General features: G+C 70.4%; 30 protein-coding genes, 2 tRNA genes and 1 other RNA gene. 17 read left to right on the top strand and 16 right to left on the bottom strand.

Going from position 1 to position 24,181, the window contains the following annotated elements; translation table 11 throughout:
* A complete protein-coding gene (locus tag AB0I79_RS31870; RefSeq protein ID WP_139629532.1) occupies positions 1-351 on the bottom strand; it encodes a YbaB/EbfC family nucleoid-associated protein in 351 nt (116 codons plus the stop codon).
* 429 nt (positions 352-780) lie between these two features.
* On the opposite strand from AB0I79_RS31870, the gene AB0I79_RS31865 reads away from it, so the two are divergent.
* Positions 781-2,208: a GAF domain-containing protein gene (locus AB0I79_RS31865; RefSeq protein WP_357880720.1), complete on the top strand. Its 1,428-nt coding sequence runs from the start codon at positions 781-783 to the stop codon at positions 2,206-2,208.
* Positions 2,209-2,272: 64 nt separating this feature from the next.
* Here the strand turns inward: AB0I79_RS31865 and AB0I79_RS31860 are convergent, their stop codons facing one another.
* Complete coding sequence (locus tag AB0I79_RS31860) at positions 2,273-4,807, bottom strand: DNA polymerase III subunit gamma and tau (RefSeq protein WP_357880717.1); 2,535 nt, start codon at positions 4,805-4,807, stop codon at positions 2,273-2,275.
* A 31-nt stretch (positions 4,808-4,838) separates the two neighbouring features.
* Positions 4,839-4,934: signal recognition particle sRNA small type (ffs, locus tag AB0I79_RS31855), an RNA gene on the bottom strand.
* A 101-nt stretch (positions 4,935-5,035) separates the two neighbouring features.
* On the opposite strand from ffs, the gene AB0I79_RS31850 reads away from it, so the two are divergent.
* Positions 5,036-5,123, top strand: a tRNA-Ser gene (locus AB0I79_RS31850).
* A gap of 60 nt (positions 5,124-5,183) precedes the next feature.
* On the opposite strand, the gene AB0I79_RS31845 is transcribed toward AB0I79_RS31850, so the two are convergent.
* Positions 5,184-5,648 (bottom strand): hypothetical protein, encoded by a 465-nt coding sequence (locus tag AB0I79_RS31845; protein ID WP_357880714.1) that lies wholly within the window; start codon positions 5,646-5,648, stop codon positions 5,184-5,186.
* 145 nt (positions 5,649-5,793) lie between these two features.
* Here AB0I79_RS31845 and AB0I79_RS31840 point away from each other — a divergent pair, with 145 nt between their 5' ends.
* On the top strand, positions 5,794-6,024 hold the full coding sequence (locus AB0I79_RS31840) for a hypothetical protein (RefSeq protein WP_357880711.1): 231 nt from the start codon (positions 5,794-5,796) through the stop codon (positions 6,022-6,024).
* Here the strand turns inward: AB0I79_RS31840 and AB0I79_RS31835 are convergent.
* Positions 6,014-6,613, bottom strand: coding sequence for a LysE family translocator (locus AB0I79_RS31835; RefSeq protein ID WP_357880708.1), 600 nt, complete (start codon positions 6,611-6,613; stop codon positions 6,014-6,016). The genes AB0I79_RS31840 and AB0I79_RS31835 overlap by 11 nt on opposite strands.
* 142 nt (positions 6,614-6,755) lie before the next feature.
* Here AB0I79_RS31835 and AB0I79_RS31830 point away from each other — a divergent pair, with 142 nt between their 5' ends.
* The 3 genes from AB0I79_RS31830 to AB0I79_RS31820 all read left to right on the top strand — a co-directional run bounded on the left by AB0I79_RS31830 (position 6,756) and on the right by AB0I79_RS31820 (position 9,081).
* On the top strand, positions 6,756-7,718 hold the full coding sequence (locus tag AB0I79_RS31830) for a neutral zinc metallopeptidase (protein ID WP_357880705.1): 963 nt from the start codon (positions 6,756-6,758) through the stop codon (positions 7,716-7,718).
* Positions 7,719-7,895: 177 nt separating this feature from the next.
* Positions 7,896-8,774 carry a neutral zinc metallopeptidase gene (locus AB0I79_RS31825; protein WP_357880703.1) on the top strand — a complete coding sequence of 293 codons (879 nt, stop codon included), beginning with the start codon at positions 7,896-7,898 and terminating at the stop codon, positions 8,772-8,774.
* A gap of 10 nt (positions 8,775-8,784) precedes the next feature.
* A complete protein-coding gene (locus tag AB0I79_RS31820; protein WP_043615040.1) occupies positions 8,785-9,081 on the top strand; it encodes a type II toxin-antitoxin system VapB family antitoxin in 297 nt (98 codons plus the stop codon).
* A gap of 271 nt (positions 9,082-9,352) precedes the next feature.
* Here AB0I79_RS31820 and AB0I79_RS31815 read toward each other — a convergent pair.
* The 4 genes from AB0I79_RS31815 to AB0I79_RS31800 all read right to left on the bottom strand — a co-directional run bounded on the left by AB0I79_RS31815 (position 9,353) and on the right by AB0I79_RS31800 (position 10,926).
* Positions 9,353-9,442: transfer RNA gene (locus tag AB0I79_RS31815), tRNA-Ser, on the bottom strand.
* Between the two features lie 10 nt (positions 9,443-9,452).
* Complete coding sequence (locus AB0I79_RS31810) at positions 9,453-9,890, bottom strand: nucleoside deaminase (RefSeq protein WP_357880700.1); 438 nt, start codon at positions 9,888-9,890, stop codon at positions 9,453-9,455.
* Positions 9,891-9,921: 31 nt separating this feature from the next.
* Positions 9,922-10,398 carry a tRNA adenosine deaminase-associated protein gene (locus tag AB0I79_RS31805; protein ID WP_357880697.1) on the bottom strand — a complete coding sequence of 159 codons (477 nt, stop codon included), beginning with the start codon at positions 10,396-10,398 and terminating at the stop codon, positions 9,922-9,924.
* A gap of 18 nt (positions 10,399-10,416) precedes the next feature.
* Positions 10,417-10,926, bottom strand: coding sequence for a tRNA adenosine deaminase-associated protein (locus tag AB0I79_RS31800; protein WP_357881151.1), 510 nt, complete (start codon positions 10,924-10,926; stop codon positions 10,417-10,419).
* A gap of 198 nt (positions 10,927-11,124) precedes the next feature.
* Here AB0I79_RS31800 and upp point away from each other — a divergent pair, with 198 nt between their 5' ends.
* From upp to AB0I79_RS31770, 6 genes are all read left to right on the top strand, one after another.
* Positions 11,125-11,763, top strand: a complete 639-nt coding sequence (gene upp, locus AB0I79_RS31795) for a uracil phosphoribosyltransferase (RefSeq protein ID WP_357880694.1) — start codon at positions 11,125-11,127, stop codon at positions 11,761-11,763.
* 144 nt (positions 11,764-11,907) lie between these two features.
* The gene (locus AB0I79_RS31790) at positions 11,908-12,132 is read left to right on the top strand and encodes a hypothetical protein (protein WP_148440699.1); all 225 of its coding nucleotides are present in this window, start codon (positions 11,908-11,910) and stop codon (positions 12,130-12,132) included.
* Positions 12,133-12,229: 97 nt separating this feature from the next.
* Entirely contained in the window at positions 12,230-12,388 is a 159-nt protein-coding gene (locus tag AB0I79_RS31785; RefSeq protein WP_168010888.1) for a hypothetical protein, read from the top strand.
* A complete protein-coding gene (locus AB0I79_RS31780; RefSeq protein ID WP_357880691.1) occupies positions 12,385-12,918 on the top strand; it encodes a PH domain-containing protein in 534 nt (177 codons plus the stop codon). The genes AB0I79_RS31785 and AB0I79_RS31780 overlap by 4 nt, the downstream gene beginning before the upstream one ends.
* 96 nt (positions 12,919-13,014) lie before the next feature.
* Complete coding sequence (locus tag AB0I79_RS31775) at positions 13,015-14,358, top strand: helix-turn-helix domain-containing protein (RefSeq protein ID WP_357880688.1); 1,344 nt, start codon at positions 13,015-13,017, stop codon at positions 14,356-14,358.
* A 101-nt stretch (positions 14,359-14,459) separates the two neighbouring features.
* Entirely contained in the window at positions 14,460-15,134 is a 675-nt protein-coding gene (locus AB0I79_RS31770) for a FadR/GntR family transcriptional regulator (RefSeq protein ID WP_357880685.1), read from the top strand.
* Here AB0I79_RS31770 and AB0I79_RS31765 read toward each other — a convergent pair.
* On the bottom strand, positions 15,121-15,966 hold the full coding sequence (locus AB0I79_RS31765) for an SDR family oxidoreductase (RefSeq protein ID WP_357880682.1): 846 nt from the start codon (positions 15,964-15,966) through the stop codon (positions 15,121-15,123). The two genes, AB0I79_RS31770 and AB0I79_RS31765, sit on opposite strands and share 14 nt — an antisense overlap.
* Positions 15,963-16,250: an antibiotic biosynthesis monooxygenase gene (locus AB0I79_RS31760; RefSeq protein ID WP_357880679.1), complete on the bottom strand. Its 288-nt coding sequence runs from the start codon at positions 16,248-16,250 to the stop codon at positions 15,963-15,965. Before AB0I79_RS31760 ends, AB0I79_RS31765 begins: the two co-directional genes overlap by 4 nt.
* 62 nt (positions 16,251-16,312) lie before the next feature.
* Between AB0I79_RS31760 and AB0I79_RS31755 the strand changes: the two genes are divergently transcribed.
* The gene (locus AB0I79_RS31755; RefSeq protein WP_357880677.1) at positions 16,313-16,762 is read left to right on the top strand and encodes a MarR family winged helix-turn-helix transcriptional regulator; all 450 of its coding nucleotides are present in this window, start codon (positions 16,313-16,315) and stop codon (positions 16,760-16,762) included.
* A gap of 3 nt (positions 16,763-16,765) precedes the next feature.
* Here AB0I79_RS31755 and dnaN read toward each other — a convergent pair whose 3' ends face one another.
* The 3 genes from dnaN to AB0I79_RS31740 form a co-directional block, all read right to left on the bottom strand.
* Positions 16,766-17,863: a DNA polymerase III subunit beta gene (gene dnaN, locus AB0I79_RS31750; RefSeq protein WP_357880674.1), complete on the bottom strand. Its 1,098-nt coding sequence runs from the start codon at positions 17,861-17,863 to the stop codon at positions 16,766-16,768.
* Positions 17,864-17,945: 82 nt separating this feature from the next.
* Entirely contained in the window at positions 17,946-18,596 is a 651-nt protein-coding gene (locus AB0I79_RS31745) for a response regulator transcription factor (RefSeq protein ID WP_357880671.1), read from the bottom strand.
* Complete coding sequence (locus AB0I79_RS31740) at positions 18,596-20,023, bottom strand: histidine kinase (protein ID WP_357880668.1); 1,428 nt, start codon at positions 20,021-20,023, stop codon at positions 18,596-18,598. Before AB0I79_RS31740 ends, AB0I79_RS31745 begins: the two co-directional genes overlap by 1 nt.
* A gap of 109 nt (positions 20,024-20,132) precedes the next feature.
* Here AB0I79_RS31740 and AB0I79_RS31735 point away from each other — a divergent pair, with 109 nt between their 5' ends.
* Both AB0I79_RS31735 and AB0I79_RS31730 read left to right on the top strand, forming a co-directional pair.
* Positions 20,133-21,038 (top strand): ABC transporter ATP-binding protein, encoded by a 906-nt coding sequence (locus AB0I79_RS31735; protein ID WP_357880665.1) that lies wholly within the window; start codon positions 20,133-20,135, stop codon positions 21,036-21,038.
* On the top strand, positions 21,035-21,763 hold the full coding sequence (locus AB0I79_RS31730; RefSeq protein ID WP_357880662.1) for an ABC transporter permease: 729 nt from the start codon (positions 21,035-21,037) through the stop codon (positions 21,761-21,763). Before AB0I79_RS31735 ends, AB0I79_RS31730 begins: the two co-directional genes overlap by 4 nt.
* Before the next feature lie 35 nt (positions 21,764-21,798).
* Here AB0I79_RS31730 and AB0I79_RS31725 read toward each other — a convergent pair whose 3' ends face one another.
* Positions 21,799-22,713 (bottom strand): SMP-30/gluconolactonase/LRE family protein, encoded by a 915-nt coding sequence (locus AB0I79_RS31725; RefSeq protein ID WP_357880659.1) that lies wholly within the window; start codon positions 22,711-22,713, stop codon positions 21,799-21,801.
* A gap of 56 nt (positions 22,714-22,769) precedes the next feature.
* On the opposite strand from AB0I79_RS31725, the gene AB0I79_RS31720 reads away from it, so the two are divergent.
* Together AB0I79_RS31720 and soxR are read left to right on the top strand one after the other, a co-directional pair.
* Positions 22,770-23,201, top strand: coding sequence for an Lrp/AsnC family transcriptional regulator (locus AB0I79_RS31720; RefSeq protein ID WP_357880656.1), 432 nt, complete (start codon positions 22,770-22,772; stop codon positions 23,199-23,201).
* Between the two features lie 9 nt (positions 23,202-23,210).
* On the top strand, positions 23,211-23,708 hold the full coding sequence (gene soxR / locus AB0I79_RS31715; RefSeq protein ID WP_357880653.1) for a redox-sensitive transcriptional activator SoxR: 498 nt from the start codon (positions 23,211-23,213) through the stop codon (positions 23,706-23,708).
* On the opposite strand, the gene AB0I79_RS31710 is transcribed toward soxR, so the two are convergent.
* Positions 23,695-24,144, bottom strand: coding sequence for a universal stress protein (locus AB0I79_RS31710; RefSeq protein WP_357880650.1), 450 nt, complete (start codon positions 24,142-24,144; stop codon positions 23,695-23,697). The genes soxR and AB0I79_RS31710 overlap by 14 nt on opposite strands.
* Positions 24,145-24,181: the final 37 nt, after the last annotated feature.

The raw sequence follows: 24,181 nt of genomic DNA, 5'->3' as shown, positions 1-24,181 counted from the left end.
CTAGAACCCTGGCAACTGTCCGAGGCCGCCGCCACCCAGCCCCTGGGCGAGCGGACCGAGCTTCTCCTGCTGCAGGTCGGCTGCCGCGCGCACGGCGTCGCGGACTGCCGCGATCACCAGGTCGGCGATCGTGTCCGCGGTGTCCTGCGCGTCGCCCGCGTCGATCACGCTCGGGTCGATCTTGAGTTCGAGCAGCTCGCCCGACCCGTTGACGACGGCCGTGACCAGGCCGCCGCCCGATGAGCCCTCGATCTGCGCGTCGTTGAGCTCCTGCTGGGCGCTCACAAGCTGCTGCTGCATGAGCTGTGCCTGCTCCAGCAGCTGCTGCAGGTTGACATCCCCTGGGTTCACCGTCGTGCGCTCCTCGTGGCTCCGCGTTCTTGACTGCCACGAGCCTACGGTGTTTGAGCGAAGTCATGTACTGGCAGGTTCCCCCGTTTCGCACCCGACCTCCGTACGGGCCATCCGGCTCGCGCCCCATGTGCCGCGTGTGACGCCCGTTCCCCCGTTCGGAACCGTCGCCCCGACCTGGCCCTCGTTCCCCCGATGCGGGCCGGCGTCGGCGTGTTTTGGCCGGGTCTCGGCCCCCCTCCAGCGTCCGAGACCCGGCCATCACGCCGGCGGAGCGGCCGCACCACGCCGACGCGTTGGGCAAGGACGTTACGCAGAGGAACGTTGCACACACGTTGCGTTCATTCAATCACCCTCCGCAATCCCCCTGAACGGGTTGCGCTGAGCGGGCGCAGGACGGATGCTCTTATTGACTACTTGGAGTGACCGATGAGTTACGCCCATCTCGACACGTACTCCCGCCTTCTACGCGGAGCACACGAAGCCGTGGCGACAGGTGGGGCCTGGCCGGAGTCGCCCCGCCATCTGATCAAGGCGTCCTGGCGCCGTTCGCTGGACGCGGGGATCGACCTGGAAGGCAAGAGCGCCCCGCTTGTCTACGACCCCGCCTCCATGGGGGACATCCGTAGAACCCACCCTCTTCAGCCCCTGCTGCCCCTGCTCGCCCGCACACTGTCCGGATTGGCCGATGAGACCGGCCACATCATGATCGTTACGGACAGCGACGGCCGGGTGTTGTGGCGGGAAGGCAACCACTCCGTCATGCGCCGCGCCGACGGGATCGGCCTGGCCGACGGCCACCAGTGGGGCGAGCACGACGTCGGCACCAACGGCATCGGCACCGCCCTGGCCACCGGCCGGCCCGTGCACGTGTACTCCGAGGAGCACCTGATGCGGGTGCTGCACGTCTGGTCGTGCAGCGCCGCTCCGATCACCGACCCCGACTCGGGGCGCGTCATCGGCTGCGTCGACGTCAGCGGCACCGCCCGCAGCCTGCACCCGGCCACCGTCGCCCTGGTGGCCGCCACGGCCAAGCTCGCCGAGACGCAGCTCGCCCTGCGCATGCACGAGCGTGACGAGCGGCTGCGCCGCCGGTTCGAGTCGCTGCGCGGCCGCCCCGGCATCCTGCTGTCGTCCACCGGCCGTGTCATCTCCGGCGACCCAGGCGGCGACCTCGGCGAGCGCGTCCGCCTCGGCAAACAGGCCGGGCGGCGCCTCGTGCTCAGGGACGGCACCGCCGCCCTCCTCGAGCCCTTCGCCGAAGGCTTCCTCCTGCGTCCCAGCCCGACGGCCGCCCCACCGGCGCTGACCCTGTCGCTCCTCGGCGAAGGCACACCCACCGCCTCGTACGGCGACGACGACCGCCCCCTGTCGCTGCGCCACGCCGAGCTCCTGGCCCTGCTGGCCCTCCACCCGCACGGGCTGACGGCCGAGCAGCTCTCCTTCCACCTGTACGGCGACGACGGCAACCCGGTGACCATCAGGGCCGAGATCCACCGGCTGCGCGGGCAGCTCGGGGAGGCCATCGCCGCCAAGCCGTACCGGCTGGTCTGCCCCGTGGAAGCCGACTTCATGAAGGTGCGCCGGCTGCTGTCGTCCGACGATCCCGCGGCGCTGGCGCGCGCCTACCCCGGGCCGTTGCTGCCCCGCTCGGAGTCGCCCGAGATCCGGCGGGAGCGGGACGAGCTGGAGGCCCAGGTGCGGGCCTTCCTGCTGCGGCGCGGAGGGCCTGACGAGCTGTGGGCTTACGCGCAGACGTGCAACGGCCGCAACGACTACGAGGTCCTGGAGCGCCTGGCCGCTCTCCCGCCGACGGACCTCCGCTCCGTCGCCGCCCGCTCCCGCCTCCTGTCCTGACCCCGGCCGCCGCGGCTCTGCCGCACCCAGATGGGCACGCCGCGCTCCACGGAGATCCCGGCGATCAGGTGTGGTCGATCTCGCCGATCACCTTGGCGCCGAGCTCCCGCTCCAGCAGCGCCATCCCCGAGACGGCGTCCACGTCGGCGTCGGCGTCGTTGAGCGGGTCCACGTCATCGTTCTCGGGGCCCTTGTCGCGGCCTGGGATCGCGTCGGGCCAGGCCGCGGCCCCGCCACGGGCAGCCGGAACGCGCGGCCCCGCCTGAGCCGCCGCCTTGGCCGCCGATCGGGCAGCGGCCAGGCCGGCGCCCGTCTGCACGGTGCTCGTCTGCCCCGCGCTCGTCTGCCCGGCGCCCGTCTGCACCGCGCCCGCGGAAGCGCCGGCCGTGTGCTGGGCGGCGCTGACCGTCTGCATGGGATCGGGGCTGGGCGGGGCGCCGGGGCCGAAGTCGTCGGGAGCGTCGGGCCAGGACTCGTCCGTGGTCTGGCGTCCCGGCGCGCCGGCCGGAGGCTGGTCGGAGTCCTGACCTCCGCCGTCCTCGTGGGAAGCCCCGTGCGAGGCCGTACGTCCCTGAGAGCCGCCCGCGGCCTGACCCCCTTGGGGCGCCGGCACGCCCTGGGCCACCACCTGCGGCCCTGTCACGCCCTGAGGACCCGGCGCGCCCTGAGCGCCGCCCGCAGCCCCGTGGGCTCCCGCAGCCCCGTGGGACGGGGCGGACGGGGCGGACGGGGCGCGGGCCGGGCCGCGAGGAGCCGGGGAGCCGCCGACGACCGCCTCGACGCGCCAGGTGCCGCCGAGCACCTCGCCCAGCACGCCGGCCACCACGACGTCCTTGCCGCCGCCGGTGAAGTTCTTCATCGCGCCGACCTGGCTGAACCCGAGCGTGACCAGGTTGCCCTCGACGCCCACCACCTGGGCGTTGGTGCTCACGTTCGCCCAGACGACGATGCTGCGCTGCTTGAGCGCGGCCAGCACGGCGGCCCACTGCGACTGGACGGCACCCGTGCCCCCAGCCGCCGGAGCCCCGCCCCCCGACGGTGCGGCAGCCTGGTACGACCCTCCGGAAGGAGCGGCGGTGGCCGCCGGGGAAGGGGATGACGCGGCCGCGGCGCCGGGACGTACGGGCTCGGGCCAGTCGCCCCCGCCGCCGTCTCCGCTCCCGCCCGGGGCGGCGTGCGCCGGGGACTGCGTGGCGGCCGCAGCGGCAGGGGCTCCCGCCGCGTCACCAGCCGCCGACTGCGCCTGACCGGCCGCGGGAGCCGGCGCCGTCACGCCGTGCCCACCCGAGGCGACCTGCGCTCCCACCGAGCTCACCGTCCCGAGCCCCGCGGGCGCACCACCGGACGAGGCCACGGGCACACCGGCCGCGGCCCCCGCGTGCGCGCCGGCCCCGGCACCGGCAGGCACACCGGCGGAGGCACGGGCGGCCATCTGGGCGACGGCGCCGCCCCGTTCAAGACGTTCGAGGCGGGCCAGCAGCGCCGCCTCGCCCTGCGCCGCACCGGGCAGCAGGACGCGGGCGCACATCAGCTCCAGCAGCAGCCGCGGCGAGGTGGCGCCGCGCATCTCGGTGAGCCCGGCGTTGAAGACCTCGGCTGCGCGGGTCAGCTCGGCGGGGCCCATCGACGCTGCCTGCTGGACGAGCCGCTCCAGCTCGTCGGCGGGACGGTCGAGCAGGCCGCTGGAAGCAGCCTCGGGCACGTTCGCCAGGATCACCAGGTCGCGGAAGCGTTCGAGCAGGTCGGAGGCGAACCGGCGCGGGTCGTGACCGCCCTCGATCACCCGGTTGACCGCGTGGAAGATCTGGCCGCCGTCCCTGGCCGCGAACGCGTTGACGACCTCGTCGAGCAGGTCGCCGTCGGTGTAGCCGAGCAGCGAGACGGCCTTGGCGTAGGTGATGCCGTCCTCATCCGCCCCGGCGAGGAGCTGGTCGAGGATCGACAGCGAGTCACGCGCGGACCCGGCCCCCGCACGGACGACCAGGGGCAGCGCGGCCGGCTCGAAGGGCACGCTCTCGGAGGTGAGGATCTCCTCCAGCAGCCCCTTGAGCGTCGCGGGCGGCATCAGCCGGAACGGGTAGTGGTGCGTACGCGACTTGATGGTGCCGATGACCTTTTCCGGCTCCGTCGTCGCGAAGATGAACTTCAGGTGCGGCGGGGGCTCCTCGACGAGCTTGAGCAGCGCGTTGAAACCCTCGCGGGTCACCATGTGCGCCTCGTCGATGATGTAGATCTTGTAGCGCGCGGAGACGGGGGCGAAGAAGGCCCGCTCACGCAGGTCGCGCGCGTCGTCCACGCCACCGTGGGAGGCGGCGTCGATCTCGATGACGTCGAGGTGCCCCGGGCCGGTCGGGGCCAGCGCGACACACGACTCGCACTCGCCGCACGGGTCGGGCGTGGGGCCCTGCTCGCAGTTGAGAGAGCGCGCCAGGATGCGGGCGCTGGAGGTCTTGCCACATCCGCGGGGGCCGCTGAACAGGTAGGCGTGGTTGATCCGGCCCGTGCGCAGAGCTTGTCTCAGCGGATCTGTGACGTGTTCCTGACCCTTGACCTCGGCGAAGGTCCCGGGTCGGTACTTGCGGTACAGCGCAAGGCTCATACGACCATCCCGCCTGCGAGGGGGCTCTCAACGAAGAGACCCCCCGCACACCCGCCAGAGCCCGCTTATCCTTGCTGCCTTCCGGCCCTGGGGAGGTTCACAGGATGACGCCGCGCGAGGGGTCCCTGGACAGTCTAGCCGCACCCCGCAGTGCTCGCTCCACCCCGCGAGAACCCCCACGGGAAAACATGGTCTGCACACTCCGAGAAGTCCGGTAAGCTCGTCGGCGGAGGATTCGCCTAGTGGCCGAGGGCGCACGCTTGGAAAGCGTGTATAGGGCAACCTATCAGGGGTTCAAATCCCCTATCCTCCGCCAGTTCAGAGGGGTCGCACCGATGTCGTTCAGTGCGACCCCTCTGGCGTTCCGGCCTCCGGCTCAGAACGAGTGGAGCCATCGGTGGAAGCGCGCGCCGGCGTCGTCGGGCGTCCACGGAGGCAGGCCCCGGAGCAGCTCGGCGTCCGTGGCAGGGCGGGCGCTGAGCGCGGCCTGGCGCAGGAGTGTCCTGTCCGCCTCCGCGAGAGCCATGACGCGGACGTCCACCTGCCCGCGGCGGACCACGTAGCCGTGGGAGTGCTCGGTGCGGATGTACGTGAGCCCGGGGTCCTCCGGCGTGCAGGTGGCCGCTTCGCAGAAGCCGCCGTGGGCGACGTCCAGCCGGATGGTGGGAGAGCTCTCGTTCCTGAACGACGCGCCCGTCCGCCTCCCGACGTGGGCGAAGCCGCGATCGTGCCAGAGGGTGTAACCGCGGACGGTGATCGTGTAGGCGGTCGCCCCGTCGATGTCCGCGTCCGCCAGGCGTCTTTCGAGCGAGTCCGGGGGCACCAGGCGCAGCGCCACCACGGAGCGACGACCGCCCGCTGCGGCATTCCTGACTCGAACACGTTCACAGAATGCCAGGCCCGCCCCGGGACCTGGCCGATCTGACGGCTTGGCGGTACATGGCGGGTATATCGCCGGATCGGGGCCCGGGGGCATGAAGCCGATCGTGGCGTCTTCGGGCCGGCGGCGGCGGGCCGTCCGGGTGGGCGTCGCCCCGACGCTCGCGGTCGCGGCCGTCTCCTTGCCCGATCACGGTTTCTTCGGGCCCGAGGTGGCAGATCTGGCCGCGCAGGAGGTCGTGGAGACCGGCTCCGCGACGCGGGCGGCGCTCCTCGAAGCCCGCCGGGTCTTCGGCCTCCCCGCGGGCACCGGGGCGCGGGCAGCGCTCAGGCGCTGACCAGGGCCTTGGAGCGGTCGGTCGCCATGTTGACGGCGAAGGCGCCGAGCACCGTGCCGGTGACGTAGCGCTGGACGCGCAGCCAGACGGGGCGGCGGGCCAGGAACGCGGCCAGCGAGCCCGCGGAGATCACGATCAGGCCGTTGACCAGGGTGCCGACGAAGATCTGCACCGAGCCGAGCGCGAGGCTCTGCAGCAGCACGTGACCCATCGACGGGTCGATGAACTGCGGGAGCAGCGACAGGTAGAGGATGGCGATCTTGGGGTTCAGCAGGCAGGTCAGCAGGCCCATCGAGAACAGCTTGCCCGGCCGCTCCGCCGGGAGCTCGCGCGGCTGGAAGGCGGACAGGCCGCCCGGTCTGATCGCGTTCCAGGCCATCCAGAGCAGGTACGCGGCGCCGGCCAGCTTGAGCGCGGTGTACGCGGCCGGCACGTACGCGAAGAAGGCCGTCAGGCCGAGGCACGTGGCGGTCAGGTAGGTGGTGAAGCCCAGGAAGACGCCCGCGAGTGAGATCAGCCCCGAGCGGCGGCCCTGGGTGAGCGAGCGGGAGACCAGATAGATCATGTTCGGGCCTGGTGTGAGCACCATGCCCAGCGAAATCAGTGCAATCCCCAACAAACCCCCGGTCATGGCAGCCACAGTATCCGGCGGATCCCGAAATATCATGGCAATTTTGGTCGCTGTGCGTAAGCGAATCGCTACGGGGGACAACTGCGTCGGGGGGAGCGCGATGCAGTTCGACGATGACAAGCCACTCGATCCGTCCCAGGTCGAGGACGTACGCGCCTCGGGCCCGCGGCCCGGCGGCGGCGGTGGCGGCGGGTTCGGCGGGATGCCGGGCGGCTGCATGCTGCCCATCGGCGGCCGCGGCGGCGGCTGCCTGCTGCTGCTCCTGGGGGTCGGAGCGATGTTCCTGTTCGGGATCGTGCCCACGCCCTTCACCGGCGACGAGGGCGGCCGGCAGGGCGGCGGGCAGCAGCCCGGCGCCCCTCCGGCGACCTCCCCCAGCGGCAACCTGGCCGAGCGCTGCAAGACGGGCGCCGACGCCGACCAGTCGGAGGACTGCCGCGTCGTCGGCACGGTGAACAGCATCCAGTCCTACTGGCGCCAGGCGTTCCAGGAGCGCAGGCGCAAGCAGTACACCCCCGCCAAGACCGTGCTGTTCTCGCAGGCGGTCGAGACCGGCTGCGGCGCGGCCGACTCCGCCGTGGGGCCGTTCTACTGCCCGGCCGATCGCAAGGTCTACCTGGACCTGACGTTCTTCGACACGCTCCAGCGCGACTTCGGGGCCGAGGGCGGGCCGTTCGCGCAGGCGTACGTGATCGCCCACGAGTACGGCCACCACGTCCAGAACCTCCTCGGCACCATGAACAAGGTCGGCCGCGGCAACCGCCCCGGCGCCGACAGCCCCTCCGTACGCCTCGAACTCCAGGCCGACTGCTACGCCGGCGTCTGGGCGCAGAACGCCGTCAAGACGGGCTTCTACCGGGAGCCGTTCTCCCGGAGCGACATCGACCAGGCGCTCAGCGCGGCCGCGGCGGTCGGCGACGACAGCATCCAGCGGCGCACGCAGGGCCGGGTGACCCCCGACGCGTTCACGCACGGCACCTCGCAGCAGCGGGAGAAGTGGTTCAGCACCGGGTACCAGAGCGGCGACCCCGACCAGTGCGACACCTTCACCGGCGGCATCTAGGCATCGCGTGGCATCCCAGCACCGCGTGACATCCAGCACCGCGCGGCATCCCGGCATCCACGCATCGTCGCCGCTCGTCCACCGGCGGCTTCTGTCCCGGGTGGCGAGTCGGCCGATAGGCGGGCGTCCCTCGGGGCAGTGGTCCTGCCAGGCGGCAAGGCGGGAAGGGACCTCAGCATGGATTTCAGGGACCAGGCCGACCTGGACCCCTCGCAGGTGGAGGACCGCGGAGGGAGCGGCGGCGGTGGCGGCGGCTTCTCCGGGTTCCCCGGAGGCATGGTCATCGGCGGGGGCGGGATCGTCAGCCTGATCGTGCTCGTGCTGGTGTTCGTGCTGAACAACGTCGGGGGCGGCGACGAGCCCGCGCAGCGGCAGCCCCCGGCCAACCTGTCCGAACAGTGCCAGACGGGCAGGGACGCCGACCAGTCGGAGAAGTGCCAGGTGGTGGGCGTGGTCAACAGCATCCAGAACTACTGGAAGCAGGAAATTTCCGAATATCGCCTGGCCAAGACCGTGCTGTACTCGGGCGGGTTAAGAACCGCCTGCGGCACGGCCAGCTCGACCGCCGGCCCCTTCTACTGCCCCGCCGACCAGCGCGTGTACCTCGACCTGAGCTTCTTCGACCAGCTCCACAGCCAGTTCGGCGCCAAGGGCGGCCCCTTCGCCCAGGCGTACGTGATCGCCCACGAGTACGGCCACCACGTCCAGAACCTCCTCGGCGCCCTCGACACGGGCAGCTCGGTCCCCATCGAGCTCCAGGCCGACTGCTACGCCGGCGTCTGGGCCCGCAACGCCATCGACACCGGCTTCTACGAGCGGCCCTTCACCCCGGCGGAAATCTCCGAAGCGCTCGACGCGGCCGCGGCCGTGGGCGACGACAGAATCCAGCAACGCACCACGGGCAGAATCGATCCTGAATCCTTCACCCACGGCAGCTCCGCGCAACGCGTCGAGGCCTTCCAGCGCGGATACGAAAAGGGCTCCCCCGCCGACTGTGATCTCAGCGGGCTTGCCCTGACACGGGCGGATAGCGCGAGGAATCGGAATCTCTCCTAAAATCAGGGGGGTGATCTTCAAGCTAGTCGGCGACGGACGCCCTTATCCCGACCACGGTCTGACGAACCGCGAGTGGGCCCAGATCCCTCCCCGGCAGGTCCGGCTCGACTCTTTGATCACCACGAAGGCCATGCTGGACCTGCACTCGCTGCTCGCCGCCGACTCCACCTTCTACGGGGACCTCTTCCCGCACGTGGTGCAGTGGCAGGGCGAGCTCTATCTGGAGGACGGCCTGCACCGGGCGCTGCGCGCGGCGCTGCACCAACGATCGATCCTGCACGCCAGGGTCCTCGAACTGCCCAACTGAGAAAGAAAAAGGGAGCCGCGAATCGCGGCTCCCTTTTTCTGTGCCCAGAACCGGTCCCGGCTTCTTGCACCACGAGCGCCACGAACCGGGTTCCGGCCTCTCGCGTAGCGGGCCGGTCCGGCCGCGCGGCCCTTTACAACATCATTTTCCGAGGAATGCGAAACGATGACCGTTACCGTTCCCGGCCGTTCCCGACCGGCCCCGTCCGGGTCCGCACGGCCCGTACATGACTGAAGGGGCTCCCGACCTGCTGGTCGGAAGCCCCTTCCGGTGGCGGTGGTGGTGGGATTTGAACCCACGGATGAGTTGCCCCATCACACGCTTTCGAGGCGTGCGCCCTCGGCCACTAGGCGACACCACCGCGGACGAGCTTACCGGATTCTGCGAGTAGCGAAGAACCGAGTTATTACGGCGCCGCACTCCTCGGCCATCACGCCCATGACGACCTCGGGCCGATGGTTGAGCCGGCGATCGCGTACGACGTCCCAGAGCGACCCCACGGCCCCGCCCTTCTCGTCCGTGGCGCCGTACACGATCCGGTCCACCCTGGACAGCACGGCGGCGCCCGCGCACATCGTGCAGGGCTCCAGCGTCACCACGAGCGTGCAGCCGCTCAGCCGCCACTCCCCGCGCAGCGCGGCGGCGCGACGCAGGGCGAGGACCTCGGCGTGGGCGGTCGGGTCGGCGGCGGACTCGCGGTCGTTGCCCGCCGCGGACAGCACCTCGCCGAGCGGGTCGAGCACGACCGCCCCCACGGGGATCTCTCCCCGGCCGGCGGCCGCGACGGCCTCCGCCAGAGCCAGGCGCATGGCCTCCTGGTAGGTCACGACGAGCGGCGCGTCACCGCAGGCGGTCGAGCTCGTCGGCGAACGACAGCCGCTCCGCGATCACCGACAGGATGTCGGCGGGCAGCATGCCCTCCTCCACGCTCAGCTCCAGCAGCTCCTCGGAGCTCACACCCAGATCGCTGAGCAGCTCGAAATCGCCCGCGGGCCGCACGCCGAGCCCGTTGCCGTCCTTGTCGGGCACCACGCCGGCGAACTCGGCGAACAGCTCGCCCAGGCTGTCGGCCACGACGGCGTGCACATCGGAGAGGAACACCCGCGGCTCCTCCTCGCCCCGGTACCGGGCGATGGCGAACCATTCGTCCTCGACCTCGACACAGAGCAGGGCCAGCTCGTCGCCGGTCAGGCCCAGCGCCTCCGTGACCGCGTCACCGAAGTCGTCGACGATCTCGGCGTCCCCGAGATCGACCTCGGCCCCGCTCCAGCCGTCGGTGGTCCTGACGAAGGCCGCAGAAAAGGTGTTGGACGCCATGTCCGCGCTCCAGGGGGGTCAGCCGAAGACCGATTCGATGGCACGCTCGAACGGATCGGAGAACCCGAGCCGCGCGGCGATGCTGGACAGCACATCTTCGGGCAGCAGATCAATGTCGCCGGAGAGGATGCCCAGCTCCATCTCGTCCAACCCGAGATCGGCGAAGATCGACAGATCTCCGGCGGGGAGCACGGTCTCCTCGTCCTGGAGGATCTCGTCGAGCTCCTCCTCGTCCGGTACGGGGACGTCAAGGTATTCGAGCACCTGGCGCGCCAGCGGGAAGTCCCACGAGGCGGCGATGTCGGACAGGAACACGTCCACGCGATCGCCCAGGACCCGCAGCGCCACGAAGAACTCGTCGCCGACGGCGACCAGGCCGATCGTGCCGCTCTCGCTGGGCTGCTGCTTCAGGGCATGGATGAGCCCCTGCAGGTCGGACGTCAACGTGGCCGGCAGGAGCTCGGCCTGCCAGCATTCATCTTCTCGATAGACCACGATGGCGAAGTCAAGAGCGTCCTCGTCTGTCATCGCCATCCCCACCCGACCTCTGACACGACAGATATCACCAGGACCCAATCGTTCCAGACCCGGCCACCGGGCGTGTGCCTCTCGGACCAAATTGTGATCAAAACCAAAGATGTGAGCCGCCAGCCACGCTGTGTAACGTTCCAAGCTCGCAGGTGAGGGGTCCTCAGCACGGCGTGTCAGGAGATAGCGTGGTGACCCATGGAGACCCTCGTCGTCGATCATCCGCTCGTGGCACACAAGCTCACCACGCTGCGCGATGTCCGCACCGACTCGCCGACCTTCCGCAGGCTCGCGGACGAGCTGGTGACGCTGCTCGCGTACGAGGCCACGCGCGACGTGCGGGTCACCGAGGTCACCGTCGAGACGCCGGTCTCGCCCGCCAGCGGCGTGCGCCTGGCCAAGCCGTACCCGCTGGTCGTGCCCATCCTGCGCGCGGGGCTCGGCATGCTCGACGGCATGACGAGGCTGCTGCCCACGGCCGAGGTCGGCTTCCTGGGCATGATCCGCAACGAGTCCACGCTCCAGGCCGAGACGTACGCCACGCGGCTGCCCGACGACCTGTCCGGGCGGCAGTGCTACGTGGTCGACCCGATGCTGGCCACCGGCGGCACGCTGGCGGCGGCTGTGCAGTTCCTGTTCGACCGGGGCGCCGTCGACGTCACGGCCCTGTGCCTGCTGGCCGCGCCCGAGGGGCTGGCGTACATGGACAAGGTGTTCGCCAATTCCGGCAAGCCGATCCGCGTGGTCACTGCGGCGCTCGACGAGCGGCTCAACGAGAACGGCTACATCGTGCCGGGCCTGGGCGACGCGGGCGACCGCCTCTACGGCGTGGCCTGACCGCCTCCGCGGCGTCGTCTGACCGCCGATCAGTCCTGAGAAGCCTCTTTCCCGTCACGCGCGGTCATCACTTCGTTACATACTGTGGTTAGGTGGGTACGAAGAGACAGGAAGGCAACTTCCGCATGCGCGTGGGGGAGCACGATGACCGATCACACCGAGACGGATCCGACTCCGTACGCGGACGTGGAGACGGTGCTGTGCGACGAGTTCGCCGGCATCCACTCCGCGACCACCGTAACGCGGTGCGTGGAGGCGGCGCACTACGGCGCGCTGGAGGTCACCGGCTATGCCCATCCCAGCCTTGTCGAGCGCATCGCTCGCAAGCACCTTCACGTGCTGGCTCTGGTGGCCAGCGAGCGTGGCTAAGCAAGATCGAAACTAACCTGCCAAGTCACCTTTACCCGGGCACTCAGGTGGGTAATGTAGTTGGCGGGTGGAGTGGGTAAGTGGCACGGAGGCGACGGTGCAGGTCAAAAAGGTCCTCACATACGGTGGTATCGCATTTGTTGCGTACTACCTGTTCGCGCGACCAGCTGACGCCGCGGACGCGGTGAGAGGAGCGTTCGACACGGTGTTCAACGCGGCCGACTCGCTGGCCCAATTTGTGAACAGCCTCTCATGAGACTTGTGACCCACGGGGACTCCGCTCCATCGTCGGTCAACCGCTACCTCCTCCCCCACGAACAACAGGTCATCATGGTGCGGCGGCATCCTGCCATCCTGCTGCGCCCGGTCGCCGAGGTGCTCGGCGGCCTCATCGTCGCCGGGCTGCTCAGCAAGTTCTTCGGCGGCGGCGAGGCGGGCGGCACGGCGCTCGTCGTCGTCTGGTGGCTCTGGCTCCTGCTGCTGATCCGTTTCGTCTGGAAAGTCGCGGAGTGGTCGGTCGATTACTTTGTGGTGACTTCCAAGCGAATGTTGCTGACCACGGGCCTGATCACGCGCAAGGTCGCGATGATGCCCCTGGGCAAGGTCACCGACATGAGCTTCCAAAGATCTCTGCTTGGGCGCATGCTCGGTTACGGTGAGTTCATCCTCGAGTCGGCCGGCCAGGATCAGGCTCTGTCAACGGTCGAGTACATTCCGTATCCGGAAACACTGTACCTCGAGGTCTGTCAGATGCTTTTTCCCAGCAAGGACGACAGCGACGATTAATCTCGGCGTGGCAAATTCTTCACGCGGGGATACCAGATTCGGCTACTTCATGCAATCATTGCGTGTTGTTGACCCTTCCCCGCCCTGAGAGATGAGATGCCGAGTCAGGGAACCATCGGTGACCGCGTCCGAGGACTGCGGCTGAACAGGCGGATGTCTCAGGCCCAGCTGGCCGGACCCGACCTGTCTGACAGTTATGTCTCGCTCATTGAGTCGGGTAAGCGCACGCCGACTCCTGTGGTGGCCCGGCTCCTCGCCGAGCGCCTGGGGTGCACGACCGAGTTCCTCCTTCACGGGATCGAGCCTCGGCAGCGCATCGACACCGAGCTCGGTCTGCGTCACGCCGAGCTCGAGCTGCAGCACGGAGACCCGTCCATCGCCGCCGACCGCTTCACGGAGATCGTGAAGGCCGCCGACGAGGAGAACGCCATGCTGACCGCGCAGGCGCGGTTCGGCAGGGCGCGTGCGCTGGAGGCCCAGGGCAGGCTGGGTCAGGCCGTCGAGGCGTTCGAGCGCCTCAGGAGGGAGGCCGCGGCTCACCCCGAGCGGCTGGCCGACCTGCCGCTCACGATCGCGCTGAGCCGCTGCTACCAGCGGGCGGGCGACCGCCTGCGGGCCCGCGACCTGGCCGCCGCCGCGCTGGCCCAGGCCGAGCGGCTGTCCATCACGCGGGGCGAGCTCGCCACCGACCTGGCCGCCGCGCTGATCGAGGCGCGCAGCGAGAGCGAGAGCGACTCCCCCGAGCTGACGTACGTCAGGCGCGTGCTCGATCTGTCAGGCGTTCCTGAAGTTGTGGACCGTTCCGGAGAGATCCAGGCCCTGTGGCACGCCAGTGCCGCCGCGGCGGCGGGCGAGGACTCGGCGCTGGCCGTGCGCCTGGCCGACGACGCGATCGGGGCGGGCCGCCAGTCCCGGCTGGCGTTGCAGCTCGCCAGGACCGCCATGCACTGGTCCAGGATCCCCACCGGGCCGATCGAGGAGGCTGAGCGGTTCATCGCGAGCGCGGTCAGGGCGTTCGCGGCGTCCCCCGGCACTGCGCGGGAGCACGGTGAGAGCCTCATCGTGCACGCGCGGGTCAAGCTGCGGGCCGGCGACCCGGCCGCGGCGAGCGAGCTGGCCACCACGGCGCTGGGGCTCTCGCACGACCACTCGGGCACGACGCCCGCCGAGGCCCACCTCGTGCTGGCGGCCATCGCGCTCGACGGTGACGGCGACGCCTCCGCGCACCTGCGTCACGCGCACGAGCTGCTGGTCACGCTCGACCGTCCGGTGTTCGGCTCCGACCGGCAGGCTGCCCGCTGCTGGCGCGAGCTGGGCGACCTGTACGGCAGGGCGCTGGCCACAGCACAGCAGACGGCGGCATATCGTAAGGCCCTCGAAGCTGCCGGAGTCCGCTCCGCCATGGCAGGGGTGACGGTAGACGCCGCAGTGTCCCGCTAGAACCTCCGGGAGCTCCAGATTTGGCGTTTTGAGTCTGGAATAATTAGGGTCTACCAGTCATTGACTCATAGGATGACTGGTTTCCCCGGAGGAGGCGGACTGTGAGTCTGCGTACGGCGCAGCGGGCTTCGCTCGTCGACCAGGTGATCGATCAGCTCAAGGAGCAGATCACATCAGGGTCGTGGCCGATGAACGGCAAGATCCCGACCGAGACCGTGCTCGCTGAGCAGCTCGGGGTGGGGCGCAACACCGTTCGTGAGGCCGTACGCGCGCTCACGCACGCCGGGCTGCTCGAGTGCCGTCAGGGGGACGGCACTTACGTCCGCGCGACCAGCGAGCTGTCCGGCGCGATGCTGCGCCGGCTGCGTCAGGCCGAGCAGCTCGAGATCCTCGAGGTACGCCGTGCGCTCGAGGTGGAGTCGGCCCGCCTGGCCGCCACCAGGCGCACCGACGAGGACATCAGGCGCATCGAGGCCGCGCTGGCCGAGCGCGAGCGGGCCTGGGACCTGGACGACCCCGACTTCTTCGTCGAGGCCGACCTGGCCTTCCACATGGCTGTCGCGCACGCCACCCACAACCTCGTGCTCATCGACCTGTACGAGGACTTCTCGGCGGCGCTGAGGGCCAGCATCACCGCCGCGGGCACGTCGCTCAACAAGAGCTACATCCCCCACGACGCGATCGCGCGGGCCATCGCCGCCGGCGACGCGGCGGCGGCCGAGCGGGCCGGGCACGCCTGCATGGAGCACATTCTCATCGCGCTCACCGAGTCGTAGGCCGCAACTCCGCCGCGTGGTCGCGGGCGAAGGCGAGGAACGGCGTGGCCGGGCGGCCCAGGACGTTCTCGAAGTCAGGGGTCGTGTAGTCGCCCCAGCCCTGCGCGTACGCGGTCAGGTACTCCCCCGTGACCTTGGCGTCCCACTCGGGCAGCCCCGCCTCCAGCATCGAGCGCACGCCCGCCTCCAGGGGCACCGGCTGGTAGCCGATCGGCGTGCCGTACACCTGCGACAGGTCCTCCGCGACCGTTCCCAGCGAGATGCTGGCCGGGCCCGTGAGAGTGTAGGTGGCGCCCTTGTGCCGCGCGGGAGCGCGCAGGACCTCGGCGGCGAAGTCGCCGATGTCGCGCACGTCGACCATGCCGATCCTGCCCTCGCCCAGCGCGCCGTACAGGGTGTCGCCGTTGACCGAGCCGAAAAGGTTCTGCATGAAGAAGGCCGGGCGCAGGATGGTCCAGTCGAGGCCGGAGGCCGCGAGCTCCACGTCCGACAGGGCGTGCAGGCGGCCGTTGCGGGTCGGCGCGTCGTGCGCGGCGCCGATGGCCGACATGCGCACCACGTGGCTCACGCCCGCCTGCCGCGCCGCCCAGACGGCGTTCATGCTGCGGTGCGGCGCGTGCGGCCCCATGGCGGTCAGCAGCCACAACGTCTTCACGCCCCGGAACGCCTCATCGAGCGTGGCGGGCTCGTCCAGGTCGCCGACCGCGACCTCCACGCCCGCCGGCGCCTTGGCCGGGTCACGCACCAGCACCCGCACGTCCGCGGTGCCTTCGAGAGAGCGCAGCACGGCGCGGGAAACGGTGCCGCCGGCACCGGTGATCAAGATGGTCATGACAGGGTCCCCTCCTCTGTGGAGACAAGCTCGTCGATCAGGTCGAAGAAGGCCCGGATGCCGGGCAGGTTGGCGCCCTTCGCCCGCGATGCGGCGAAGTCGGCGCCCGATCGCCACTCCACGATGTCCAGCCACTCGCCAGGGGACACGCGGACCAGCTTGGCGTCCAGGAATCCCGCCCTGTCCGCCTGGAAATCAGCGATCATCCCCGGTCGTGCCGCGAGCAGGTCGCCGGCACGCTCGGGAGACACCCGGAACCGGGTGAGTTCCACCGTCGTCGTCATGACCCGACAATATAGTAAGAATTAGTGACGGTCAAGATTAGTGACTAATTGGGGAGTGTGTGGTGCGCAGGAGCCAGCGCAAGCAGGAGGATCCGGATCTCGGCGTGCTGTCCAGCCGGACGCTCTTCGCCCTGCAGCGGGAGCTGTTCACGAAGCTCAGCGAGCAGGGGCATCCGGAGCTGCGGCCCAGGCACGGGGCGGTGATGGCCTACCTGGACGTGGAGGGCAGCAGGGCCACGGATCTGGCCGCGCAGTCGGGCCAGCACAAGCAGGTGATCGGCACGCTGGTGGACGAGCTGGTGGCGCTCGGGTACGTGGAGCGGCAGCCCGACCCGGCGGACCGGCGGGCCAAGCTGATCGTCCCGACCGAGAAGGGGCTCGACCACATGGCCAGGTCGGACGCCGTCCTCGCCGAGATGGAGGCGGAGCACGCCACGGCGGTCGGCGAGGAGGCGTACGCGGAGTTCAAGCGGGTGTTCAGGCTGGTCGCCGAGCGCCAGACAGGGTCGTGAGACTCAGGTCTGGCGCAGCGACATGACCAGGTAGCGGAAGGCCGGCGCGGCGTCGCCAGGCACGTCCTGGATGAGGGCCGGCCTGGTGGGCGACTCCATGTTGATGCGGGCCAGCTCGCTCTCGATGCCCGTCAGCCCGTCGAGCAGGAACTGCGACTGGAAGGCGATCTGGATGTCCTCGCCGCGCAGCTCGCACGGGACCACCTCGGCGCCGCGCCCGATGTCGCCGCCGCCCGCCTGGATCAGCACCTGCCCCTGGCTGAACGACAGCCGGATGGCGGTGTTGCGCTCGGCCACCAGGGCGACCCGCTTGATCGCCCCGACGAACGGTGCCACCGCCACGTCGGCCCTGATCGACCAGTCGGAGGTCAGCCGCGCGCGGTAGTCGATGAACTGCTCGTCGAGCAGCCGCACGGTCGTGCTGCGCCCGACGCTCTCGAACCCGGCCACCCCGTCGCCCATCGCGATCGAGACCTCGCCGCCGCGCAGCGACTTGGCCACCTCGACCAGCACCCGAGCCGGCACCATGGCGGAGACGGCGACGTCGGGGCGCGCGGGACGCCAGGCGAAGTCGCGGGCGGCGATGCGGTAGCGGTCGGTCGCCGCCATCGCCACCGACTCGCCCTCGATGTCGACCCTGATGCCGGTGAGCATCGGCAGCGTGTCGTCGCGGCTGGCGGCCGGCGCCACCTGGCCGACCGCGGAGGCGAACACGCCGCCGCCGATCGCGCCGATGCTCTCGGGCATGACCGGCAGGGTCGGGAAGTCCTCGACCGGCATCGTGATCAGCCCGAACTCGGCGCTCCCGCAGGTCAGCACCGCCTCCGCGCCCTCGGTGACGATCTCGACGTCGTCGGCGGGCAGGCTGCGGCTGATCTCGGCCAGCAGCCGGCCGGGGATCAGCACCCGCCCCTCCTCCGCCACGTCGGCGTCGACCGCGGCCCGCGCGGAGACGTCGTAGTCGAACGCGGACAGGGTGAGCTCCTCACCTGCCTCCAGCAGCAACCCGGACAGGACAGGCACCACGGGACGGCTGGGCAGGATTCGGGCTGCCCATGCCACCGCTTCTGCAAGAACATCGCGGTTAACCCGGATTTTCACCTGAAACCACCTCTTCGTCGCGCCATGCCTCTATGAAAATAGCCGCTGCGACCGACAACTCTGAGCGGTTCCCCGCGGGAGGTCAGCGGCTGTTGAGGTAGGCGAGCACGGCCAGCACGCGCCGGTTGTCGTCGTCCGACGGCGCCAGGCCGAGCTTGGCGAAGATGGAGGCCGTGTGCTTGGCCACGGCGCTCTCGCTGAGGTAGAGCCGCTGCGAGATGGCGGCGTTGGAGCGCCCCTCCGCCATGGCCTCCAGCACCTCGCGCTCGCGCGGCGTGAGCGCGGCCAGCGGCTCGTTCCTGGCGTTACTGGCGATCAGCTTGGCGATCACCTCGGGGTCCATGGCGGTGCCGCCCTCGGCCACCCGGCGTACGGCGTCCACGAACTGCTCGGCGTTGAAGACCCGGTCCTTGAGCAGGTAACCGATCCCGCCCGAGCCGTCGGCCAGCAGCTCGCGCGCGTAGAGCTGCTCGACGTGCTGGGACAGCACGAGCACGGGCAGGCCGGGGATCTGCTTCCTGGCCGCGAGCGAGGCCTGCAGGCCCTCGTCGGTGTGCGTGGGCGGCAGCCGCACGTCCACGATCGACACGTCGGGGCGCAGCTCCAGCAGACCCTTCAGCAGCTCGGGCCCGCTCTCCACGGCCGCCACGACCGTGAAGCCGTGGGCCTGGAGCAGGTGGACCAGGCCGTCCCTGAGCAGGTAGAGGTCTTCGGCGATCAGTACGCGGTTCATCAACACCAGGGTTTCGTCGGGGTGGCATCCGCCATGAACTTCTCGCGGTCGTGCGTGGCGGGAATGCGGATGGCCATGACATGCATGAGGACGCCGAGCAGAATCATGCCGGTGATCGTCGGCCACTGCCAGGGCTCGGGCAGGTGCAGCGCGAGGAACCAGGTCTTCTCCTCGATGCCGAAGACCTTGAAGATCCCGGCCACGATGCCCTGCGGGAACGTCGGGCACCAGGCCGTGGCCCAGAGGATCACGACTGTGGCGGTCTTCCAGCGTGGCATCTTGGTCGACGCGCCCGTCCAGTACGTGGGCAGCACGTTGGGCAGCTCCATGCTCACGGTCGTGGGGCCACCCGGCGGGCTGTGCACGGCGAGCACGCCGTCGAAGGCGGCCAGCCGCCGCTCGATGCCCGCCAGGCCGCTGCCCTTGGCCGGGTCGGCGCCGCCCATGCCGTCGTCGGTCACCGTGACGCGCAGGGTGGCGGCGTTGGTACTGATGTCCACCGTCGCGGTGCGGGCGTCGCCGTGCCGCGCGGCGTTCGACAGCAGCTCGCTGACCGCGAAGTAGACCGCCGCCTCCACCGGGGCCTCCGGCCGGTGCGGCAGGCTCACCTCCACGGTGACGTCGAGCGGGCTGTCCATGGCCAGGGCGCGCACGGCGTCGGCCAGGCCGCGCTCGGCGAGGACCGGAGGGTGGATGCCGCGGATGACCCTGCGCAGCTCCGTGAGCGTCTCGGAGGAGGCGTCCCTGGCCTTGGCCAGCAGCGCCTTGGCCGCCTTCGGGTCGGTCTCGACGAGCTGCTCGACGGCGCCCAGCGTCATGCCGATCGCCACGAGCCTGGCCTGCGTGCCGTCGTGCAGGTCGCGCTCGATCCTGCGCATCTCGGCCGCCTGGGAGTCCGCCGCCAGGTTGCGGGTGCGCTGGAGGTGGCTCACCTGGCCGGCCAGGCGGCTGGCGGCGGTCGGGTCCAGCAGCTTCTTGCTCCACAGGCCGTAGACGCGCAGCCCGCGCCCGGGGAGCAGGAGGAGCAGCGGCGCCAGCACCACCTTCACCAGCGGATCGAGCAGCAGCCAGACCTCGTCGCGCCAGGTGGCCGGGTCGCTCACCAGCCACTTCCACCGGTTGTTCCAGGCCGGCACGCGGGGGGTCTTGTAGAGCGTGCGGTCCGAGCGGTACATCCCGTCGGCCTGCGGGACGGGAGGCGGGGGCGCCGGCAGGTACGGGGACTCGATCGTGACGTCCGTCCAGTCGCGTACCAGCCTGCGGTTGAGCTCGGCCAGCTCCCTGACCAGCATCGCCTGCGGCGGGAACAGGAAGACCATGCCCAGGGCGAAGGACAGGAGCAGCATGACGCTCATCACGCCGGCCATGGCGGCCTGCACGACGATGAGCGCGAGCAACGCCAGAACGCGACCGTACCTTCGCAGCATGCCCCCAGTGTGCGTTAACCAGCCACTCCATGACACTGCACTTAGATACACCCTTGCCGGGCATCCAGCCGGATTACCCGCTCGATGAGGTGCTTCTAGCGTCGTCACCATGAAAATCATCGAGGTCAGGAACCTGCGCAAGCAGTACCCGAAGCACCTGGCGGTCGAGGATGTCTCGTTCGAGGTGGCCGAGAGCGAGATCTTCGGCATCCTCGGGCCGAACGGCGCCGGCAAGACCACCGCGGTCGAGTGCGTGGCCGGCCTGCGGCAGCGCGACGGCGGCACCATACGGGTGGCCGGGCTGGACCCCCGCGAGGACCGCGACGAGCTGCGCCGCGTGCTGGGCATGCAGCTCCAGAGCGCCGCCATGCCGGACAAGATCAAGGTCTGGGAGGCCATGGACCTGTACGCCTCCTTCTACCCCGACCCCGCCGACTGGAGGGAACTGCTGGAACGGGTGGGCCTGTCCGCCAAGCGGGACGCCATGTTCAAGGACCTGTCCGGCGGGCAGCGGCAGCGGCTGTCCGTGGCGCTGGCCCTGGTCGGCCGGCCGCGCGTGGCGGTGCTCGACGAGCTGACCACCGGCCTCGACCCCCAGGCCCGCAGGGACACGTGGGAGCTGGTCGAGCAGGTACGCGAGACGGGCGTGACGATCGTGCTGGTCACCCACTTCATGGAGGAGGCCGAGCGGCTCTGCGACCGGCTCGCGCTGATCGACGCCGGCAAGGTGGTCGCCACCGACACGCCCGCAGGGTTCATCGCCCAGGCGGGCGGGGAGCAGCGGGTGCGCTTCCGGCCGTCCGCCCGCTTCGACGACGCCGTGCTCCTGGCCCTGCCCGAGGTGCGGACGGTCACCAGGAACGGCGAGTCGGTCGTGGTGAGCGGCTCGGGGAACCTGGCCCCCGCCGTCACCCTCGCCCTGGCACACCACCAGGTCGTCCCCGGAGACCTGCGCATCGAGCAGGCCACGCTCGACGACGCGTTCCTCGCGCTGACCGGAAGGAAGCTGTCATGAAGCTGCTCGTCATGGAGGCCAAGCTGCACCTGCGTGACTGGCCGTCCCTGCTGTTCACCATCGGGCTGCCGGTCGGGCTGCTGATCGTGCTGGGCGTCAGCATCCCGAGCTTCACCGAGGTGCAGGACGGCGGCCAGCGGATCGTGGACACGCACATGCCGAGCACCATGGTGCTGCTCGCGCTGCTGACGCTGTCGTGCAGCGTGTTGCCGGCGGTGCTGGCCACGTACCGGCAGCAGGGGGTGCTCAGGCGCATGTCCACCACTCCCGTGCATCCCGCGCGGCTGCTGGGGGTGCAGCTCCTGATCAACCTGGCGGTCGGGACCGTGTCCACGGTCATCCTGATCCTGGCCGGCTGGCTGGCGTTCGGCTCCGCGCCGCCGCAGGCGTGGGCCTGGTTCATCCTGGTCTTCCTGCTCGGCACCGCCGCCCTGCTGGCGATCGGGCTGGTGATCGCCGCGCTCGCGCCGAGCGCCAAGTCAGCGCCGGGAATCGGGTCGGTGGTGATGTTCCCGCTGATGTTCCTGGGCGGCATGTGGGTACCGCGCGAGATCATGCCGGACCCGCTGCGGGCGATCAGCGACTTCTCCGTGGCCGGGCCGTTCACCCAGGCGCTCAAGGACACGTGGGCGGGACAGCCGCCGCAGCTCATGCACATGGTCGTGGTGGCCGCGGGGCTGGTCCTGTTCGGCGGGCTGGCGGTGCGGTCGTTCCGATGGGAGTGAAGGATCCCTCCGCCGCAGGGGCGCGGAGGGAGGCGTCAGCGCCCGGCCCACACCGGGCGCGCGCCCGTGACGTTGGTCATCAGCGAGTACAGCGAGGACGAGGCCGTGATGAACATGCGGTTGCGCTTGAGCCCGCCGAACACCAGGTTGGCCGTGAACTCGGGCAGCTTGAGCCGGCCGATGAGGGTCCCGTCGGGGTCGTAGCAGAGCACCGCCCTGCCTGCCGCGATCCACACCCGGCCGGTGTCGTCGAGCCGCAGGCCGTCGTAGTTGTCCTGCTCCCCGCCCTCGGCGAAGACCTTGCCGCCGCCGAGCGTGCCGTCGTCGCCCACCTCGAAGACCCGCAACTGCCTGGCCCGCGTGTCGGCGACGTAGAGCCGCCGCTCGTCGAGGGAGAAGGCCAGGCCGTTGGGCCGGACGAAGTCGTCGGCCACGATCCGCACCTCGCCCGTCACCGGGTCTGCCCGGTAGACGTGGCAGCCGTCGATCTCCTGCTCGGCGGCCACCCCCTCGTAGTTGCTGAGGATCCCGTACGGCGGATCGGTGAACCAGATGGAGCCGTCGGAGCGCACGACCACGTCGTTGGGGCTGTTGAGACGCCTGCCCTGCCACCGGTCGGCGATCACCGTGATCGAGCCGTCGTGCTCGGTGCGCGTCACCCGGCGGTTGCCCTGCTCGCACGAGACGAGCCGGCCCTCGCGGTCGAGGGTGTTGCCGTTGGTGTAGCCGGACGGCTGCCGGAACGGGCCCACCGCGCCGCTCATCTCGTCCCAGCGCAACATCCGCTCGTTGGGGATGTCGCTCCAGACGAGGAAGCGTCCGGCCGGGAAGTACACCGGCCCCTCCGCCCAGCGGGTGCCGGTGTGCAGGATCTCGACCTTGTCGTCTCCGCCGACCGCGCCGAACCGCTCGTCCAGCACCTCGAACTGCGTGGGAATCGTGTCCGTCATGCCGACCACCATACGCCGTTCGGCAATACTGCGGTATGACCGGATAGCATTCGGTTGTGGATGACATCGACAGGATGCTGGTCGGGTTGCTCCAGGAGGACGCCACGCGGTCGTACGCGGCTCTGGGCCAGGCCGTGGGGCTGTCCAGCGGGGCCGCGCACGAGCGGGTACGCAAGCTGCGCGAGCGCGGCGTGATCAGGCGGACCACGATCGAGGTGGACCAGGAGGCGCTCGGGCGGGCGGTGACGGCGTACGTGCTGGTGGACGGCGGCTCGTGGATGGGCGACGCCGGCGAGGCGCTGGCGGCGATCCCGGAGGTCGAGGAGGCGCACGTCATCGCGGGGCCCGCCTCGGTGCTGCTGAAGGTCCGCACGGCCGGCACCCGCGAGCTCCAGGACGTGCTGCGCCGGGTCTTCCAGGTGGACGGTGTGACCGGGACGCGGACGATCGTCGCGCTGGAGACGCTCTTCGAGCGATCCCTCAAGTAATCTCCAGGTATGACGAAGGTCGCCTGGAACACCAAGGAGCTCACCGTCGGCCAGCTCGCCGAGCGCAGCGGCGTCGCGGTCTCCGCCCTGCACTTCTACGAGGCCAAGGGGCTCATCAGCAGCCGGCGCACCGCCGGCAACCAGCGCCGCTACAGCCGCGACAGCCTGCGCAGGGTCGCCTTCATCCGGCTCGCGCAGCGCATCGGGATCCCGCTGAAGGTCATCAAGGACGCGCTGGCCGAGCTGCCCGACGAGCGCACCCCCACGCGCGACGACTGGGCCAGGCTGTCGGCCGCCTGGCGCGGCGAGCTGGACGACCGCATCGAGCAGCTCCAGCGGCTGCGCGACGACCTCACCGACTGCATCGGCTGCGGCTGCCTGTCGCTGGACCGGTGCCCGGTCGCCAACCCCTACGACCGGCTGGGCGAGGAGGGGCCGGGCGCGCGGCGCATCGACACCCGGCTCTGCCCGCCCCAGCAGAACTGCTGCACCCCTACGCCTTGCTAGCGGGCGGGACGATCAGGGTCGGCCGGTGGGCGTGGTGCAGCACGTGGTTGGAGACGCTGCCCAGCAGCACCGAGCGCACCCCGGCCAGGCCGCGCGAACCGGTCACGATCACCGAGGCGTCGAGCTCGTCGGCGACGTCCACGATCGTCTTCCAGATCGACTCGTTGTCGGCCACCGCCCGGTAGGTCACGTCGCTCAGCCCTGCCGTGACCGCCAGCTCGGCGCCCTCCCTGGCGTGCTGCTCGGCCTGCGCCTTCGCCTCGTCCTCCGTGCCCGGGTCGATCGCGCCCGCGGCCAGCGGGTACTTCTTGAGCTGCACGAGCAGCGGCTCCCACACCGTGACGATCACCGTGGGCTCGGCCGTGAGGTGCTTGGCGGCGAACTCGATCGCGGCGCGCGCGTCAGCCGAGCCGTCGTAGGCGACGAGGATGGTCATGGCGGTCTTCCCTTCGCTTCAGTCACCCGTTAGAGCA

This window comes from Nonomuraea sp. NPDC050202, from assembly GCF_040656115.1.
Taxonomy (GTDB): domain Bacteria; phylum Actinomycetota; class Actinomycetes; order Streptosporangiales; family Streptosporangiaceae; genus Nonomuraea.
The sequence above is the reverse complement of the archived record's forward strand: the minus strand, read 5'-3'. Positions and strand labels throughout refer to the sequence as shown.